This window comes from Thalassospira sp. MCCC 1A01428 (assembly GCF_002115825.1).
Classification (GTDB): domain Bacteria; phylum Pseudomonadota; class Alphaproteobacteria; order Rhodospirillales; family Thalassospiraceae; genus Thalassospira.
Genome location: NZ_JFJZ01000003.1, coordinates 104,407 through 121,721, shown reverse-complemented (window position 1 = coordinate 121,721; position 17,315 = coordinate 104,407). Strand labels below are relative to the sequence as shown.

At 53.9% G+C, this 17,315-nt stretch carries 13 protein-coding genes; 9 read left to right on the top strand and 4 right to left on the bottom strand.

All coding sequences use genetic code 11. The annotated features are described in order from the left end of the window. Positions 1 to 213 precede the first annotated feature (213 nt). Positions 214 to 2,007 (top strand): chloride channel protein, encoded by a 1,794-nt coding sequence (locus THS27_RS03545; RefSeq protein WP_085587937.1) that lies wholly within the window; start codon positions 214 to 216, stop codon positions 2,005 to 2,007. 201 nt (positions 2,008 to 2,208) lie between these two features. Here the strand turns inward: THS27_RS03545 and THS27_RS26850 are convergent, their stop codons facing one another. After that, positions 2,209 to 2,994, bottom strand: coding sequence for an EF-hand domain-containing protein (locus THS27_RS26850; protein WP_085587935.1), 786 nt, complete (start codon positions 2,992 to 2,994; stop codon positions 2,209 to 2,211). A gap of 383 nt (positions 2,995 to 3,377) precedes the next feature. Here THS27_RS26850 and THS27_RS03530 point away from each other — a divergent pair, with 383 nt between their 5' ends. Both THS27_RS03530 and THS27_RS03525 read left to right on the top strand, forming a co-directional pair. Beyond that, the gene (locus THS27_RS03530; protein WP_085587931.1) at positions 3,378 to 5,747 is read left to right on the top strand and encodes an ATP-dependent helicase; all 2,370 of its coding nucleotides are present in this window, start codon (positions 3,378 to 3,380) and stop codon (positions 5,745 to 5,747) included. A gap of 89 nt (positions 5,748 to 5,836) precedes the next feature. Continuing rightward, a complete protein-coding gene (locus tag THS27_RS03525) occupies positions 5,837 to 6,718 on the top strand; it encodes a 50S ribosomal protein L11 methyltransferase (protein ID WP_085587929.1) in 882 nt (293 codons plus the stop codon). Positions 6,719 to 6,965: 247 nt separating this feature from the next. Here the strand turns inward: THS27_RS03525 and THS27_RS03520 are convergent, their stop codons facing one another. Next, positions 6,966 to 7,712 carry an SDR family oxidoreductase gene (locus THS27_RS03520; RefSeq protein WP_085587927.1) on the bottom strand — a complete coding sequence of 249 codons (747 nt, stop codon included), beginning with the start codon at positions 7,710 to 7,712 and terminating at the stop codon, positions 6,966 to 6,968. Positions 7,713 to 8,018: 306 nt separating this feature from the next. Next, positions 8,019 to 8,216: a hypothetical protein gene (locus THS27_RS03515; protein ID WP_085587925.1), complete on the bottom strand. Its 198-nt coding sequence runs from the start codon at positions 8,214 to 8,216 to the stop codon at positions 8,019 to 8,021. A 244-nt stretch (positions 8,217 to 8,460) separates the two neighbouring features. Between THS27_RS03515 and THS27_RS03510 the strand changes: the two genes are divergently transcribed. From THS27_RS03510 to THS27_RS03485, 6 genes are all read left to right on the top strand, one after another. Further along, entirely contained in the window at positions 8,461 to 10,476 is a 2,016-nt protein-coding gene (locus tag THS27_RS03510) for an aminopeptidase P family protein (protein WP_085587923.1), read from the top strand. 535 nt (positions 10,477 to 11,011) lie between these two features. Then, complete coding sequence (locus tag THS27_RS03505) at positions 11,012 to 11,896, top strand: amidohydrolase (protein ID WP_168184813.1); 885 nt, start codon at positions 11,012 to 11,014, stop codon at positions 11,894 to 11,896. 23 nt (positions 11,897 to 11,919) lie between these two features. Continuing rightward, positions 11,920 to 13,299, top strand: coding sequence for an MmgE/PrpD family protein (locus THS27_RS03500; protein WP_085587919.1), 1,380 nt, complete (start codon positions 11,920 to 11,922; stop codon positions 13,297 to 13,299). A 40-nt stretch (positions 13,300 to 13,339) separates the two neighbouring features. Further along, on the top strand, positions 13,340 to 13,876 hold the full coding sequence (locus THS27_RS03495; RefSeq protein WP_085587917.1) for a TRAP transporter small permease: 537 nt from the start codon (positions 13,340 to 13,342) through the stop codon (positions 13,874 to 13,876). After that, positions 13,873 to 15,192, top strand: a complete 1,320-nt coding sequence (locus tag THS27_RS03490) for a TRAP transporter large permease (protein ID WP_085587915.1) — start codon at positions 13,873 to 13,875, stop codon at positions 15,190 to 15,192. Before THS27_RS03495 ends, THS27_RS03490 begins: the two co-directional genes overlap by 4 nt. A gap of 63 nt (positions 15,193 to 15,255) precedes the next feature. Further along, positions 15,256 to 16,275 (top strand): TRAP transporter substrate-binding protein, encoded by a 1,020-nt coding sequence (locus THS27_RS03485; RefSeq protein WP_085587913.1) that lies wholly within the window; start codon positions 15,256 to 15,258, stop codon positions 16,273 to 16,275. 77 nt (positions 16,276 to 16,352) lie between these two features. On the opposite strand, the gene THS27_RS03480 is transcribed toward THS27_RS03485, so the two are convergent. Then, on the bottom strand, positions 16,353 to 17,252 hold the full coding sequence (locus THS27_RS03480; RefSeq protein WP_168184812.1) for a LysR family transcriptional regulator: 900 nt from the start codon (positions 17,250 to 17,252) through the stop codon (positions 16,353 to 16,355). Positions 17,253 to 17,315: the final 63 nt, after the last annotated feature.

The following is a 17,315-nucleotide window of genomic DNA, read 5'->3' as shown; positions in this document are numbered from 1 at the left end:
AGCGCCAAAGATCAATGATCGTTTTTTTAATTTACGCCATGACATGTCAGCAGAGGGCAAAAAGGCCGAAAAAGCCCGCCACCTGCATTGAGCGGTGGTTGAAAAGATGATTGAAGGTTTGACCATAATAATGGCGGGGTGCGATATAATCGCCGGGGTTGTGATGGGCGAAAATGACAAGCCACATCAAAAGCGGGGCAGGGACACAGGATATTGGCAAATATCAGGTTGCGAAATCGGCGCATTTTTACGGGTTTGCGCCGGGCGTTAAAAGGCGAACAGCTGATTTTGTCGCTGCTTGCGCTGGTGGTGGGGTCCCTGGTGGGGGCCGTGGCAATTGTATTTCGCGAAGCCCTGCTTTTTATCCAGAAACTGGGTTTTGGTTCGTCCGACGAGGCGGTGCATTATTTTTTGCAAAACCTTCCTGCCTGGCATTTGATTGTGGTGCCAACACTGGGCGGACTGGTGATCGGGCTGTTTGTTTATAGGTTTATGCCCGAACGCCGGGTGCTGGGCGTGGCCGACGTGATCGATGCCGCAGCCTTTCATGATGGCCGCATGTCGGTTACCGGTGGCCTTAAGGCGGCACTGGTTAATGTTGTGTCGCTGGGCTGTGGCGCATCATTGGGCCGGGAAGGGCCGGTTGTGCATATGGGCGCAACGATAGGATCGTGGCTAACCCGGGTTTTGCATTTGCGCCGCAGTGCCGCACGTACCTTGCTGGGCTGCGGGGTGGCATCGGCGGTGGCCGCATCGTTTAATGCGCCGCTGGCCGGTGCCCTTTTTGCGCACGAAGTGGCATTGGGCCATTATGCGCTGACGGCTTTTGCGCCAATTGTGCTGGCATCGGTGAGTGGCACCATTTTAACCCGGCTGTATTTTGGTCATGATGTTTCATTTCTGATCCCGGCCCACGAAATAGCATCCTTTCTGGAATTTCCTGCCTTTGCATTGCTTGGTGTGTGTGCCGGTATTCTCAGCATTCTGGTTGTGCGCTCTGTCGGGCTTACGCAAAAGTTTATTGGTTCAACCAGGCTTCCATTGTGGGCGCGACCGGCACTGGCGGGGCTGGCGGTGGGGGTAATGGCGGTGGGGTATCCGCAAATTGTCGGTGTTGGTTATGGTGCGATTAACGACGCCCTTTATGAAGTCTATTCCTGGTCGCTGTTAAGCCAGCTTTTGGTGGTCAAGGCGGTGCTGGTTGTGCTGTGCCTTGGTCTGGGCTTTGGTGGCGGGGTGTTTAGCCCGGCTTTGTTTTTAGGGGCCATGCTGGGCGGGGCGTTCGGCCTTACCGCCACGGCTCTGTTGCCGCATCTTTCATCGGGGCACGGGGCCTATACCCTGGTGGGGATGGGGGCGGTGGCCGCGGCCATGCTGGGTGCGCCGATTTCAACAACCCTGATCATTTTCGAACTGACCGGCGATTATGAACTGACCATTGCCGTCATGGTGGCATCGGTGATTGCCTCCATGATTGCAGATCATGCCCAGGGCGGGTCGTTTTTTGGCTGGCAATTGCGCCAGCGCGGGTTAAGCCATCGTTGGGGCCGCGAGGTTAATTTGCTGCGCAGTCTTAAGGTGGTTGATGTGATGTCAAAGCAGTTTGCCACCGTCCTGCCTGATGAACCCCTTAGCCGATTGCGCGAAAAACTGATCAATGCGCCCTATGGTGAATTGTTTGTGCTGGATGTCGAGGGCAAACTGGTTGGCACCATTACTTTGGCCGATTTGCGCCATGCGGCCTTTGACCCCGATATTGGCGATGACGTAACCGCAATTCAACTGGCCCGGGTCGAGCCGCCTGTGGTGTGCCGCGAAGACAGCATCGAACATGCCATCCGGTTAATGGAGCAAACCGGCGATGAACATTTGCCGGTGGTCGCCAGTGATGATGACCGGCTGATGATTGGCTTTGTTCATGAAAAGGATGCCATGATGGCCTATAATCGCGGTCTTTTGGAATTGCATAGCGAAGACCGTGGGGATGCGCCCCCCAAGCTGTTTTAAGACCGGTCGTCGATGCGAGGAACGGATCGATACGTGGACGGGTGTAACGGCGCCGCGCGGCCAGTGCCGCAAAAGGCAAGGGCATTTGCGAAGCCCCCCGCCGATTGAGGGGGCGTGGTGTATGAATATGGTTTATAAAGCACAAAGGGCGCGAAAAACGCGCCCTTTGTGATGAAAATCAACAGGTATTATGACGTTTGCCTAGGCAAGACCCGCACCGGCCTGATAGCTGGCAGAGTTGCCGGTCATCATTTGTGCCAGAACGCGATTGTCAAAATTCACATTCGATCCTGTGGTCCCAAACGTACTGGCAAACAGGTTGCCGGTCGTGTTTGAGGTATTACTGACAGCAGAACCATCACTGTCAGCGTTGATCAGGTTGGCAAGGTCGTCATCCGAAACGGAATCAGCCCCTGAACTTGCCGCCATCAGTTCCTGAAGGCTGACAACACCATCCTTGTTGGTGTCACGGGCATCATAGTTTTGTTCGCTATCATCGCTCGATCCACCACCGCCACTACCGGCGGGCTGCGCTGCGGCAGCCGACTGCATGGCCGTGACAAAATCATCCTGGCTTACAGCGTCGCTGCTGCCCCCGGAAATCCGGTTCCACAGATTTTCGGCCTGATCGTCACTCACATCATCGGGTTTGCCAGCCAGGAATTCTTCCTTGCTCAGCGCACCGTCACCATTGCTGTCGAGGTCGGCAAACATCTGGCTGGCTTTCACCGCACCATTTGATTGCGAACTTTGGGTCGTTTCCTGCAAACCAACCATAAAGCCCTGAAGGCTGTCGGAAAGTTGCGGGGTATATTTCAACAGATTGTCCAAAGACGTACTGTTGCCTGTTTTTGTGTCCTCGGTTGACGCGCTTCCTGCGCTAAAACCTGCGATATCTTCGATAGCACCAAGGGCAGCCGTTTTGTCTGCACTGCGGCTGGAGAATATCTGCCCGCCGAGTCCAAGACCACTTATGCCACTCGTCATTTAAATCTCCCGTTTGACAAGGGAAACACTGCCATATCCAACCGTTTTCCACATCCGCATGCCAAAGGGCGGCATGTTTTGCCGGGTGCCGGTAACAATTGGGTTAGGCATTGATTATTCAAGCAATTTTGGGGCCAATGGTCGACAGGGGCCGACATGCGGCATGGTGCAGTGCCTGCAAAACCAATCCGCCAAATACTGTGCGGAATCCGGCACTTTGTTTTTGCTGTGGCAGGCCAATTTTGCCGCCCGGGCGTGTTGTGCCAAGGCAGGGCTTTACCTGTGTCGTCCAGGCGCTTAAACCTGTTCTGTGTTCATGATTTGTTTGTCAAAAATACAATCGCCCACTGGTTCATACGCGCAGGCATGTTATATAGGTCGCCATGACTGATGATCCCTTTGAAATCGACGAATACAGCTCTGCCCCGGATATGCGCCTGGAAGATGGCCCCGAGCCGGGATACCTGACCACCCTGAATACCGAACAGCGTGACGCGGTTGCGACGCTGGATGGGCCGTTATTGGTGCTGGCCGGGGCTGGAACGGGCAAAACCCGGGTGCTGACCACCCGCTTGGCCCATTTGCTGGAAACCAAAAGCGGCGCGCCGGAATATTTGCACCCCCAGCAAATTCTGACCGTGACCTTTACCAACCGTGCCGCGCGGGAAATGCAGGAACGGGTTGCCGCCACCCTGGGGCGCCCGGTCGAAGGCTGGTGGCTGGGCACGTTCCATTCATTGGCGGCCCGGTTGTTGCGTCGCCATGCCGAACTGGTCGGGTTGAAATCAAACTTCACCATCCTTGATACCGACGATCAGGTGCGCTTGCTAAAGCAGATCATGGATGCCGAGCAGATCGACGTTAAAAAATGGCCCGCCAAGCAGTTGATGGGGATTATTCAGCGCTGGAAGGACAAAGGGCTGACGCCGGATCGCGCCACCGAAGGCATGGATTTTGCCAATGGCCGTGCCCAGCAGCTCTACCGGATTTATCAGCAACGATTGACGGTTCTGAACGCCGCCGATTTTGGCGATTTATTGCTGCATTGCCTGACGATTTTTCAAAAACACCCCGAGGTGTTACGCCAGTATCAGCAAACATTTCGCTATATTCTGGTTGATGAATATCAGGATACCAACGTAGCCCAATATTTGTGGCTGCGCGCCATGGCGATGGTGCATCGTAATATTTGCTGTGTTGGCGATGATGACCAGGCGATCTATAGCTGGCGCGGGGCCGAGGTTGGCAATATTCTGCGTTTTGAAACCGATTTTCCCGGTGCCCATGTGGTGCGACTGGAACAAAATTACCGTTCTACTCCGCATATTCTGGCGGCCGCTTCACAATTGATTGCCCATAATTCCGGCCGTTTGGGCAAGGAACTTTGGACCGAAATTGATACCGGCGAAAAAGTGCAGGTCAAGGGCGTATGGGATGGAGAATCCGAAGCCCGCTTGATTGGCGAAGACATCGAAACCCTGCAAACACGCGGCATCGGGGCCTCGCAAATGGCCATTCTGGTGCGTGCCGGTTTTCAAACCCGTGAATTCGAAGAACGGTTGATAACGCTTGGCGTGCCCTATCGGGTTGTGGGCGGGGCGCGATTTTATGAACGCCAGGAAATTCGCGATGCCCTGGCCTATATCCGCCTGATTGCCCAGCCCGATGATAGTTTGGCCTTTGAACGCATTGTTAATGTGCCCAAACGCGGGGTCGGCAAGGTGGCCTTGCAAACCTTGCATCAATATTCGCGCGATCAATCTGTATCGCTGCCTATGGCGACCCGCGAATTGATCGACACCGAAGAATTAAAGCCGAAACTGCGCAAGGATCTGGCCAGCTTTATGGCCGATTTTGACCGCTGGCGGGCTCTTTTGGGTGAAAAAAGCCATGTCGAGGTTTTGGAAATTGTTCTTGATGAAAGCGGCTATACAGATATGTGGCGGGCATCGAAAGAAATCGATGCACCAGGCCGCCTGGAAAACCTGAAAGAACTGGTTTCCGCGATTGGCGAATTTGAAAACCTGACCACATTTTTAGAACATGTGTCGCTGGTGATGGAAAATGACCAGTCCGATGACCGCGAAAAGGTCACCATCATGACCTTGCACGCGGCCAAAGGGCTGGAATTTGATTATGTCTTTTTGCCCGGCTGGGAAGAAGGCGTTTTCCCCCATCAGCGCGCCATGGATGAAAGCGGGGTTAAGGGGCTGGAAGAAGAGCGTCGTTTGGCCTATGTCGGCATTACCCGGGCGCGTAAGCGCGCCACGGTGTGTTATGCCGCCAACCGGCGCATTTATAACCAGTGGCAAAGTGCCTTGCCATCGCGTTTTGTTGACGAATTGCCAGCCGACCATATTGACCGTAGCAGTGACACCGGCCTGTCGCAGGGCAAGGGCAATGTTTCGCCCGGCGCCTGGGGGGCAGATGACTGGATGAAGCCGCCCAGTTGGGCCAATGACGGCGATAATAATGGCGGTTACAAGTCGCAAAAACGCGATTTTTCCGACCGTAAATTTGCCAGTTCGGGCTGGCAGGACCGGGTGCGTAAAAACGTGATTGATGTGAAACCTGACGGCGAAGCCGTTTTTACATCGCGCGGCGGGTCGTCGAAATACAAGGTCGGCGATCAGGTGCGCCATCGCAAATTTGGCCCCGGAACCGTGCGGTCTGTTGATGGCAACAAGCTGGAAATTCATTTCGACGAGGTCGGCACCAAAAAGGTGGTCGACAGCTTTATTTTGCCGGGTTAAAGCCGGGGGCAAGATTTCAATCTGGCGCGCAGAGGCGCGACTTTTAAACCGGTTGTGCCGCCGCACAACTGTGACAAGCGAGAAGCAAAATGACCGAAACTGTGCGCTGCTATAATTTTTCTTTCATTGCCAAAGGTGCGCATGTCGATGCCTTTGCCGAGGCCCTGTCGGACTATTGCGATGCCTTGTCGCATTCCGAACTAACCAACGACCCCGATACCGATTGGCGGGTTGAAGGGTTTGCCGGTGAAGCGATTGACAAAGTTGCTGTGGAAACCGCTGTTTCCTTAATGGCAAGTGCATTGGGTGCTGAAACGCCGGACGTTGAATTTGGCATTTACGAACCCAAGGATTGGGTCAGCGACAATCTGCGCAGCTTCAAACCGATTTCGGTGGGCCGGTTTTATGTGCATGGATCACATTGGGAAGGCGATTTGCCGCTGGCAAAAACCGCCCTTCAGGTTGATGCCGGGCTGGCTTTTGGTTCGGGTGAACATCAAACCACCAAGGGGTGCCTGGCCGCGATTGACTGGCTGGCAAAATATGGCCCGCGCCGCAATGCGCTGGATATGGGCTGTGGATCGGGCATTTTGGGCATGGCCTGTGCCAAAACCTGGCATTGCCCGGTCATGATGGCCGATATTGATGCCCCGTCGGTGCGGGTGGCGCGTGAAAACGCCAAAATTAACAAGATCGGGGCCTTGGTCACGGCCCTGCATTCTAATGGTTTTTCTGACGCGCGTATTCGCGATGCCGGATATTACGATATTGTTTGCGCCAACATCCTGGCCCGTCCGCTGCGCAAAATGGCCTATGAACTGGTCAACACCCTGTCGGAAGACGGTGTGGTTATTTTGTCTGGCCTGCTGGCCCATCAGGAACAGTTTGTGCTTTCAGCCTATCGCGAAGTCGGCCTGACCTTGCTGAACCGTTTCAAAGTTGAAAACTGGACCACGCTTGTGGTGGGTTAAGGTTTCTCGCGCAGAAAATTGAAAAACGGGGTGCCTATACAGGTGCCCCGTTTTTGTTTCAGCGATCCATAAGGTAACGCTTGCGGCGGCATGGAAAGGGCCGGGCAAAACTGAACATATTTGTGCGTAATGCCGGTATATCAGGCAAAGGCACACGGGCCTTTTGCTGTCATTATTGGCACGGTTATGTCCGTTGGTTTCGTCATCTGGATTGATTACGGCGTCATTTAGGGGACGGGCGGCGCGGTTAGCGCCCGCCTGAAACATCCATGATGGCACCGGTTACAAAGGATGATGCATCATCAAGCAGCCATAAAATGCTTTCGGCCACTTCTTCGGCCTTGCCCGTGCGGCCCAGCGGGCAGTTTGGCCCCAGTTCTGCCGCACGGTTGGGGCGGCCGCCGCTGGCGTGGATGTCGGTTTCGATAATGCCCGGGCGGACAGCATTGACGCGAATGCCTTCGGGTCCCAGTTCCTTTGACAGGCCAATGGTCATGGAATCCATCGCTCCTTTTGACCCTGCATAATCAACATATTCATTCGGGCCACCCAGCTTTGCCGCCATCGACGATATGTTGACAATCACACCGCCATTGCCATCTCGTGATCGTGCCATATAGCGCGCTGCTTCGCGTGCAACCATATAGGCACCCAGTATGTTGGTATCAAAAATACCCCGCATCCGCGCCACATCCATGTCAGCCAATGGCTGGGCCGGGGCGACAATACCGGCATTGTTTACCACACCGTCCAAACTGCCAAAACTATCGCGTGCGACAGCAAACAGCGTGATTACATCTTCCTCACGGGCGACATCACAGCGTTTGATAACGCATTTGCCACCGGCATTTTCACAGTCCGCCCGTGTTTGCTCGGCGGCCTTTTTGTTACCGACATAGCTGATAACGGTGTTCCAGCCGCGTTGGGCACAAAGCAGGGCGGTCGCCCGGCCGATGCCCCGCGATCCGCCGGTAATTAATATTGTTTTGGTCATGGTGCGGCCTTTGGTGACAAAAATAGGGTTACAGGATGGTATCCAAAGACCGAACTATTGCAGTTTCAACCGCGTACGACAAGTCAGGCCGGGGCGATAGACCAACACCGTGATTGATGCGCCGGGCGGGTCGGGCAAGTGTAGGGAAAGGCCGAGGCGGGGGAAAAACGAAACGGCCCCGCCGGGGAAGGGGCGGAGCCGTTTCAGAGGGAAAACAAAAATAAACCACAAGGAAAGTGAACCGCAATCCTGCGTGCCATATGTCGTTTGCAACAAGACAATCTGGTAACGGGCGGGAAGGTCCTGTCAGTCCCGATCTGCGGTCATGCTGTTGGCGAGATCGCCATCATATGCCTGGATCATCACTTCGCCAGACTGGGCACTGCCTGTATCAAAACCGAGCGCAATGCGTTCCTGCAAGGAAAGGCGCTCAAGGCCATCATAGGCTGTCTGGCGACGACGAGACTGGGCAACACTTTGCGCAGTAAATGGAAAACGGACCACCGTTGATTGTCTCCTGCAAATTGACGGCCCGACGGGTCATCTTTTTGTCATGAACATGTCATAGTTAAAAACTGTTAACTTTTGTATTGCGAAGTGCGCAGGGCTTTCATACCTGATCCGCATGAGAGATAATTTTGCCTGGAAAAGCCCCTGAATTCAGACTTGTATATAATAGGCAAAAACCCGTAATCTCGCGCTGTTTCACCACCCTGTCCCCATTCCGGATCTTGTAAGAGGAAATTTCATGACCTATTCGGGCGATGCGCATCTGGCTGCCTTGTTAAAAAATGATGGCGTCGAAAAGGATCTTACGTCGGTTATTGATCTGGTTGACGGGGTGTTGGCTGCGGCCAATGGTGCCACCCGTGCGGACTGGTTTGATCTGGTCGGGCAAAACCTGTCGCCAGACACAAAGGAGGCGCTGCTTGACTTGCGCGACGAACGCAAGGGCGCATTTTGCAATGCCGCCGAAGGGTTTGACGCCAAAACCCGGATTGACGATTTGCGCAAATATCTGGCGGCCAAAGGTGTTGACGGTTTTATCGTGCCGCGTGCTGATGAACATCAGGGCGAATATGTGCCCGCCCGTGCCGAACGTCTGGCATGGCTGACCGGCTTTACCGGGTCGGCGGGTGCGGCTGTTGTCATGCGCGACAAGGCCGCGATTTTTGTCGACGGGCGCTATACCATTCAGGTGCGCCAGCAGGTAAGCAACGATATTTACGAATATCGCCATCTGGTCAATGAACCCGCTGTCGGCTGGATTTACGACCATATCGAAGCCGGGCAGAAACTGGCTTATGATCCGTGGCTTCATACCATTGCCCATGCCGAGCAATTGCGCGAAGCCTGCGAAAGTGCCGGGGCGGAACTGGTGGCAATTGACCCGAACCCGATTGACGCCCTGTGGCAAAAACAACCCGCCCAGCCGTTGGCCCCGGCACGCCCGCATCTGCTGGAACATGCCGGGCAAAGCAGTGCCGATAAACGTGCTGCCATTGCCAGGGCCCTGGAAACGCTGGAATGCGAGGCCGCGGTTATTTCTGCCCCCGATAGCATTGCCTGGTTGTTAAACATTCGCGGCGGTGATGTACCGCAAACACCGCTGATGCTGGGCTATGCGATTATTGATCAAAACGGCAATGTTGACCTGTTTGCTGACGAACGAAAATTTGCCGCCGAAACCCGCGACTGGATTGCAGGTGACGCCACCCTGCGCCATCCCGGCGAACTGGCCGATGCCTTGCGCGGGCTTGGCAACGGGTCGGTCAGGTTGGATGAAGCAACCGCGTCGGACTGGCTGCGGGTGCAGCTTGGCGAAGCCGGGGCAACCGTGCGCGTGGGCCGCGACCCGATTGCCATTCCCAAGGCGATTAAAAACGAGGTTGAACTGGAAGGTTCGCGCAAGGCGCACAAGCGGGATGGTGAAAAAATCATTCGCTATTTCGCCTGGCTGGAAAAGGCCGCCGCCGATGGCACCCTTGATGAAATGCGGGCGGCAGACAAATTGCTGTCGCTGCGCGAGGAAGACCCGCTGTTTCGTGATAGCAGCTTTACCACCATTCCCGGCAGTGGCCCCAACGGGGCAATCTGCCATTATCGCTGCATCCCGGAAACCAATCGCAAATTGCAACCTGGTGAAATTTTCCTGATTGATTCGGGCGGGCAATATATTGATGGCACCACCGACATTACCCGCACCACCATTATCGGCACGCCCAGCGATGAAATGCGTGACCGGTTTACCCGCGTTTTAAAGGGACATATTGCGCTGGCAACGGCCAAATTCCCCGCGGGTACGACCGGCCAGCAACTGGATACCCTGGCCCGCAAACCCCTGTGGGATGTCGGGCTGGATTTTGACCACGGCACCGGACACGGTGTGGGCAGTTACCTTGGGGTGCATGAAGGTCCGCAGCGCATTTCCAAGGGGCCAAACAAAATTGCCTTAAAACCGGGCATGGTCGTCTCGAACGAGCCGGGATATTACAAGGAAGGCGAATATGGCATTCGCATTGAAAACCTGATCGCGGTGCGCGAAATTGACGCCCCCGCCGGGGCGGAATTGCCGATGCTGGGCTTTGAAACCCTGACATTTTCACCGATTGAACGCCGTTTGATTGATGCCAGCCTGCTAGATGACGGTGAACTGCAATGGCTGAATGATTATCACGCCCAGGTTTATGCCCTTTATGCCGATGAGCTTGATGAAACCCATCGCACGTGGTTGCAAAAGGCAACTGCACCGCTGACGCGCTAACGACGGTTCCCCTTTATTACGGCTGCCAGGCCAAATTTTTATCGGGACTGCAGGGATTATATCCTTGCGGTCCCGAAATCGTTTCAGCATGTCAAATATGGTGGTGCCAAGGCCCCATGGGGACGACTTTGTTAAGCTAAGGCATGGCCGAAAGCATCCCGTTAGCAGTTTTACCATTGCCATATCGGTGCATCGTGTGATGCTAAACCATATGTCGGTTTTCAGGTATCACCAAACTATCCAATTGTATTTTATCTATATAAGTTATTGATAAATAATATTTTTTATTGATGTTGCCGGGGTATCGAAAAATTTTGTATGGGTCACAGGAAAACCGATTTGAAAAAGCTGCAAAATTTGACGGATACTTGTTCCAACAACTTAATCTGAAACACCTGCCTGCCGCAGGGGGTTGAACGGTACTGAATGCTTGCGGTTTACCCCGATGGGCACCGGTCAGACTTTTAGCGGAATGGCAGGGAAGTTTATCAGCCCTTCGGCAATGGCCGGAGGAACAGGAACGCCCGAGTGTAATATGACCCAGACTTATCAGGCGCCAGCTTTTGCCATGCCGGAAAACGCATGTGATTGCCATGTTCACATATTTGATGCGGACAGGTTTCCGTTGTCGGCAAACCGGGTTTATACCCCGGACCACGCCCCGGTTGCCGCGTTGAAACATCATTTGGCACAATTATCGTTTCGCCGTGCGGTGCTGGTTCAGGCCAGCCCCTATGGCACCGATAACAGGTGCATCCTTGATGGCGTTGCCCGGCTGGGGCAAGACCGTGCCTGTGCCGTAGCCGTTATTGATGACAGTTTTTCAGAGGATGATCTGGTCCGAATGCACGATGCCGGTGTGCGCGGCATTCGCCTTAATTTGCGCACTCACGGTGATGTTGATGCCAAAAGCATTGCGGCCCAACTGGATCATGCGGTCAAACGCGTCGCCCATCTGGGTTGGCATATTCAGGTCTTTACGACACTGGCCAATATCGCCTTGCTGGCTGACCAGCTTGCCGCCCTGCCGGTGACACTGGTGCTTGATCATATGTGCTGTCTGGATGCGGCGGGTGATACGGCCCAGCCCGGTTTTGCCCAGCTGTGTGACTTGCTGGCTTGCGACCATGTTTATTTAAAGCTTTCAGCCCTGTATCGGGTTTCAACGGCAGATGGCTATGGCGATGCGCAGCCCTTTGTGGAAGCCCTGTTTGCCGCACGTCCCGACCGTATGTTGTGGGGAAGCGACTGGCCGCACACCATGCCCGCGCCAGGAACGGTACGTTCACCCGATAAAATTGAATATTTCCGGCCCGAAGATAACGGCCGGGCCTTGAACCTTGTCGCACAATGGGCGGGTGATCCCGCAATCGTTAATGCCATGCTGGTTGATAATCCTGCACGGCTTTACTGGCGCTAGCACCCGGATTTCGGAAGAAAAGAATGACATTGATTACGGACCTTGCCGGGCGCATTTTTGCGCTGGGAAAAGACGATTTAACGCCTGTTGCGATTGCAAATGCCAAAACCGTTATCCTCGATACGGTGGGATGTACCCTTGCCGGTACCCACGAGCCCGTGGTTGAAACCATGTTGCAAACCGAAGGGCTGGCAACGCCAGGGCAGGTTTCGCTGGTTGGGCGGACGGAAAAACTCGATATTCTGTGCGCCGCGCTGATCAATGGTGCGGCCTCTCATGCGCTTGATTTTGATGATGTAAATATCGCCATGGGCGGGCATCCTTCGGCCCCGGTTTTACCCGCCCTGTTTGCGATTGCCGAAAGTCAGGCGGTTTCCGGTATTGATTTTATGGTGGCCTTTATTGCCGGTTTTGAAACTGAAACCCGTATGGCACGTGCCGTTAATTTTCATCACTATGATCTGGGCTGGCACCCAACCGCGACCATGGGGGTGTTTGGTGCTGCTGCGGCATCGGCCAAATTGCTGGGGCTTGATCGCGATCAGACCGCCCTTGCCCTGGCGCTTTGCGCCAGTTTGGCCAGTGGCGTCAAGGCCAATTTTGGCACCATGGCCAAACCCTATCATGTTGGTCATGCTGCGCGTCACGGCCTGATGGCGGCAAAGCTTGCCCAAAACGGGTTTACCGCCAGCCTTGATGTGCTTGAAGCCAAACAGGGGTTTTTGAACGTCTATAATGGCAAAGGTAATTATCAGGCTGATCTGATAACCAAAGACTGGGCCAACCCGCTTGATATTGTCGAGCCGGGAATTGGCATTAAGCTTTATCCCTGTTGCGACAGCACCCATGCCACGGTCGATGCCCTGTTCTTACTGCAAAAACAGTATGGGTTTGGTGCAAGTGACATTGCGAAAATTGATACCCGCATTCATCCGCTGCGTTTAACCCATGTTAATCGCCCCGAATTGCGCAACAGCCTTGATGCCAAATTCAGTGTGCAATATTGCGCGGCCCGGGCTTTGCTGGAAGGTGGGCTGAGTTTCGCCAGTTTTGATGCCAAGGCGTATAATGACCCGGTTGCCCGGGAATTGATGGGCCGTGTACATGCTGCCCCGCATAATGATCTGTCATTAACCCGACCGGGTAATTACCTGAGCGAAGTTGATGTGACATTGCGCGATGGTCGCCAGCTTAACAAACGACTGGATCGCCCGTTTGGACGCCATGCCGATGAACCGGCACCGCGCGAATTGATCCGTGCCAAATACGACGATTGTGCGGCCCGGGTACTATCAACTGAGGCATCGGCCCGTTTGCATGATGCCATTATGGCAATGGAAACCCTAACCAGTCTTTCCGGTTTAAGCATGCTGTGGACACCGTCAAACGAGATGGCCGCGTAGGCGAAAAGGGGAAAACAAAAATGTTTGGGAGTGAAACATAATGATCCGGCGACTTGACCTTTTGTTGTGCGGGTTTGAAAAGGTGATGATGGTCGGCCTGACCCTGCTTGGGGTCTGCATGGGCCTTCTGCAAATTATTCTGCGCTATGTTTTTAATTCCGGCATTCACTGGCTGGAAACTGCGCTGGTGATTTCGCTGGTATGGGCCATGTTGTTTGGCGCCAGTCGGGCGGTACGTGAAGGGTTTCATCCCCGCGTTGATCTGCTGGCGATGACTGTCGGGCCGAAAGTCCGGGCAGTGCTGAACATTCTGGCTTATGGCGCGACATTGGCGCTGTGCCTGTATTATGCCTATGACAGCATTTTTTATGCCCGTTTCTTATCCATGATTGGTGCGGTTAATCAGGAAACCGATCTTCCGGAACTGTATTTTTTCCTGGTTGTGCCGATCACCATGGTGTTTTTCAGCCTGCGTTATCTGATGCTGCTGATCAAACTGGGTAAAGACATTGGCGCATTAAAACCCGAAGAAACATATCTTGCCAAACTGGCCGCAGAAAAAGGGCAGGGCAAATGACTGTTGCATTTTTAGCTATTGTTTTCTTTGCCCTTATCATTATCGGTGCGCCGATTGCTGTGGCACTGGGTGGGGCGGCTGTGGTGTCGTCGCTGATTTTTTCACCGATCCCGACCGGCATTGTTGGTCAGAAACTTCTGACCAATCTTGAACATTTCACCCTGATGGCGGTGCCGTTTTTCTTTTTGGCCGCCGCATTGATGGAAAATGGCGGGTTGGTGAAACGCCTGGTGGATCTGGCCCGTGCTCTGCTGGGGCATTTCAAGGCCGGGTTGGGCATGGCAACTGTTTTGACCTGCATTTTCTTTGCCGCTATCTCCGGCTCCAGCCCGGCAACCGTAGCGGCGGTGGGCAATATTCTGTATCCCGCCTTGCTTAAAGAAGGTTATTCCAAGCGGTTTTCGATTGGGGCAATTTGCACGTCAGGCTCAATTGGTATTCTGTTGCCGCCCAGTATTCCGTTGATCCTGTATGGCTTTGTTACTGAAACGTCGATCCCCAAACTGTTTTTGGCGGGTATCGTACCGGGGGTAATTTACGGCGCATTGCTGCTGTTAACCGCGCGTTTCCTTGCCGTGCGCGAAGGGGTGCAGGTACGCGAACGTGCCGCTGTCGGCGATATGGGGCGGGCCATTCGTGTCAGCTTTCCGGCATTGTTGTTACCCATAGTTATTATCGTGGGTATTTACGGCTTCCCCGGGTTTGATCTGTTTGGCATGCAGTTTAGCGGTGGTGCCATTTTCACCCCGACCGAAGCCGCCCTGGTGGCCATTGCCCTGGCCGTTGTGATTGGCATGCTGATTTATCGCGAACTTAAAATACGCGATGTATTTGGCGTCGTTGCCAATACGGTTCCGCGCGTTGGCATGATCTTCTGGGTGACCGCCAATGCCCTGATGTTTGGCTATTTCATTACCAAAATCGGGGTGCCTTCCCAACTGGCGCAGTTTGTTCTTGATGCCGGGTTGTCGCCGGTTGAATTCCTGCTGTGTGTGAATGTCTTGCTGGTGGTTGTCGGGTTCTTCCTGGAAGGCGTGCCCACTATCCTGATCTTTGCCCCCCTGCTGGAACCTGCCGCACGCTCGCTTGGCATCGATCCGATTCACTTTGCCATCATCATGGTCGTGAATATCGAACTGGGTCTTATTACCCCGCCTGTTGGCATGAACCTTTTTGTTGCAAGCAGCATATCGGGCATGTCCGTCCTGAATGTTTTCCGGGCTGCCCTGCCATGGATCTTCGCGACGATTACAGCGCTGATGCTTGTAACTTTCGTACCACAAATTTCGCTTTACCTGCCGGCTTTGATGAAGTGATGCGCACGATTTCCGGGGACGGAATGGCGTGATGACCAAAATGATAAACAGTGGAGAAAACCGATGAAATATACCGGAAAACTGCGTTTGACGCTTGCTGGTGTTCTGATGGCCGGGGTGGCCTTTGGGGCAACAGTGGCGCAGGCTGCACCGATTAAAATTGTTATGTCCGATGATTCGGCAAAGGTCAGTCTGAAGGGGCAGACTTTTGAAAAATTTGCCGAAGAAATTAAAAATCGCCTTGGCGACAAGGTGGTTGTTGAACTGCACCATTCCAGCACCCTGTTTGACCAAAGCGACCAGGTGCAGGGCGTACAGTTAAATGCAGTCAACTTTATCGCGCCGACCACCGGCACTTATGCCAGCCTGGCCAAAGGCATGAATGCCTTTAATCTGCCGTTCTTGCTCGACACGCCGGAAAAATTTTCGGCCGCGATGAAGGACGAAACCATCCGTCATATGTTTGTGCCCGCCCTTGAAGCCAAAAACGTGGAACCGGTTGCCTTCTGGATCAATGGTCCGCGTGTTCTGGGCTACACCGGAACCAAGGCAGTGCTGACCCCGGCTGATATTGCCGGTATGAAAATTCGTGTTCAGTCGGCGCCGGTTTATGTCAAAACCTTTGCTGCCGTGGATGCCAACCCGGTTAGCGTGAACTGGGGTGAAGCCCCGACGGCCCTTCAGACCGGCGTGATCGATGGTGCCGAAGTCACCCCGAATGCGTGGAAGGGGTCTGGCATGTACGAAATGATCGATCATTTGACCCTGACCAACCACATGTATTCGTACTACATGGTTGGCACCAGCAAAAGCTGGTGGGATGGCTTGCCCGACGATGTACGGACCGGCATTTCCGATGCCCTGAAAGCGGCCACCGAGTGGAACATTGAAAACGGCCTGAAAATGAACAGCGACGATGTCGAGTTCATGCGTCAGAAAGGTGTTGAAATTCATACCCTTGATGATGCGCAGCATGCTCAGTGGGTGAGCAAGATGAAGCCGGTCTGGAAAGAACTGGGCGAACCGTTGGTGGGCAAGGAAGTGATGACCCGCCTGAAAGAAATTGCCGGCGTCGCCGACTAGTTTTTTCAGCAAATCACGATAATTTATGCAGCGACCCGGTTTTGCCGGGTCGTTTTGCGTTTGGGCGCAGATCAGGTTTATCCGGTTTTGGGGGCGGCGTTAAAAAAGTCCTGAACGATTGTCAGGTACTGGTGTGCAATCCGTGACAAGGGTGTGGCCTTGTTGAAAATGGCGCAGGCTTCCACCTCGATATTCATAAAGGTCGGTACAGCGATCAGGTCGGGGTAATGGTTATCTGATAAAAGCGAGGTATCAAGAATACCAATGCCGATGCCCGAATTGATCAGGTCATAGGCCTGTAATGTGCCGGTTTCGACCTTTGGTGATACCGGAATATCGTGCTGACGAAGTGCGCGGTTAAGGGCATTGCGCAAATAGGTACCCGACCGGTTAAGGATCAGGTTTTCATCGCGCAGGTCTTCGGGTTCAACGCGGGATTCCTGTGCCAGCCGATGATCGGCACGAACCACGCATTCAAATTTTATTTTTTTAAGCGGGATATATTCCAGCGTTGAATTTTCACGCGCACCATACACAAACCCGACATCAAATGCCCCCATACGAATGCTGTTTACGACCTGCGATGATTGCCCGGAATGGATTGAAACCGTGGCCTTGGGGAAATGCTCGCATAACAGTTTAATGGTCGGGGCGACAAAATGTTGCGACATCGACGGCAGGGACTGAACCGACAGAAAGGCGGAATCTCCTTCGGCGATATTGACGATTTTTGTTTGCACATGATCCAGATGCTGAAACATCCTGTCGACCTCGGGCAACAGTTTGATGGCCTCGGGGGTGGGGGACAGGCCAAAGGCGCTGCGTTCAAACAGGATCAGCCCAATGGAATCTTCTAACCGTTTCAAAAGGCCGCTTGCGGTGGGTTGTGAAATGGCAAGTTCAACCGATGATTTGCTGATTGATCCTGTCAGCATGATCGAGCGAAACAGCTCCAGTCCGCGAATGCTTGCCTTCATCTGTCGGTCCCCGTTCATACCCGTTCAGGCGCATATACACCGATATTGGCCAAAGCCGCCTAT

Excerpts from the sequence above, each read along its gene's own strand:
- THS27_RS26850 (WP_085587935.1), bottom strand. The coding sequence starts at position 2,994 with ATGACGAGTGGCATAAGTGGTCTTGGACTCGGCGGGCAGATATTCTCC.
- THS27_RS03510 (WP_085587923.1), top strand. The coding sequence starts at position 8,461 with ATGACCTATTCGGGCGATGCGCATCTGGCTGCCTTGTTAAAAAATGAT.
- THS27_RS03480 (WP_168184812.1), bottom strand. The coding sequence starts at position 17,252 with ATGAAGGCAAGCATTCGCGGACTGGAGCTGTTTCGCTCGATCATGCTG.
- THS27_RS03525 (WP_085587929.1), top strand. The coding sequence starts at position 5,837 with ATGACCGAAACTGTGCGCTGCTATAATTTTTCTTTCATTGCCAAAGGT.
- THS27_RS03505 (WP_168184813.1), top strand. The coding sequence starts at position 11,012 with ATGACCCAGACTTATCAGGCGCCAGCTTTTGCCATGCCGGAAAACGCA.
- THS27_RS03490 (WP_085587915.1), top strand. The coding sequence starts at position 13,873 with ATGACTGTTGCATTTTTAGCTATTGTTTTCTTTGCCCTTATCATTATC.
- THS27_RS03530 (WP_085587931.1), top strand. The coding sequence starts at position 3,378 with ATGACTGATGATCCCTTTGAAATCGACGAATACAGCTCTGCCCCGGAT.
- THS27_RS03495 (WP_085587917.1), top strand. The coding sequence starts at position 13,340 with ATGATCCGGCGACTTGACCTTTTGTTGTGCGGGTTTGAAAAGGTGATG.
- THS27_RS03500 (WP_085587919.1), top strand. The coding sequence starts at position 11,920 with ATGACATTGATTACGGACCTTGCCGGGCGCATTTTTGCGCTGGGAAAA.
- THS27_RS03485 (WP_085587913.1), top strand. The coding sequence starts at position 15,256 with ATGAAATATACCGGAAAACTGCGTTTGACGCTTGCTGGTGTTCTGATG.
- THS27_RS03520 (WP_085587927.1), bottom strand. The coding sequence starts at position 7,712 with ATGACCAAAACAATATTAATTACCGGCGGATCGCGGGGCATCGGCCGG.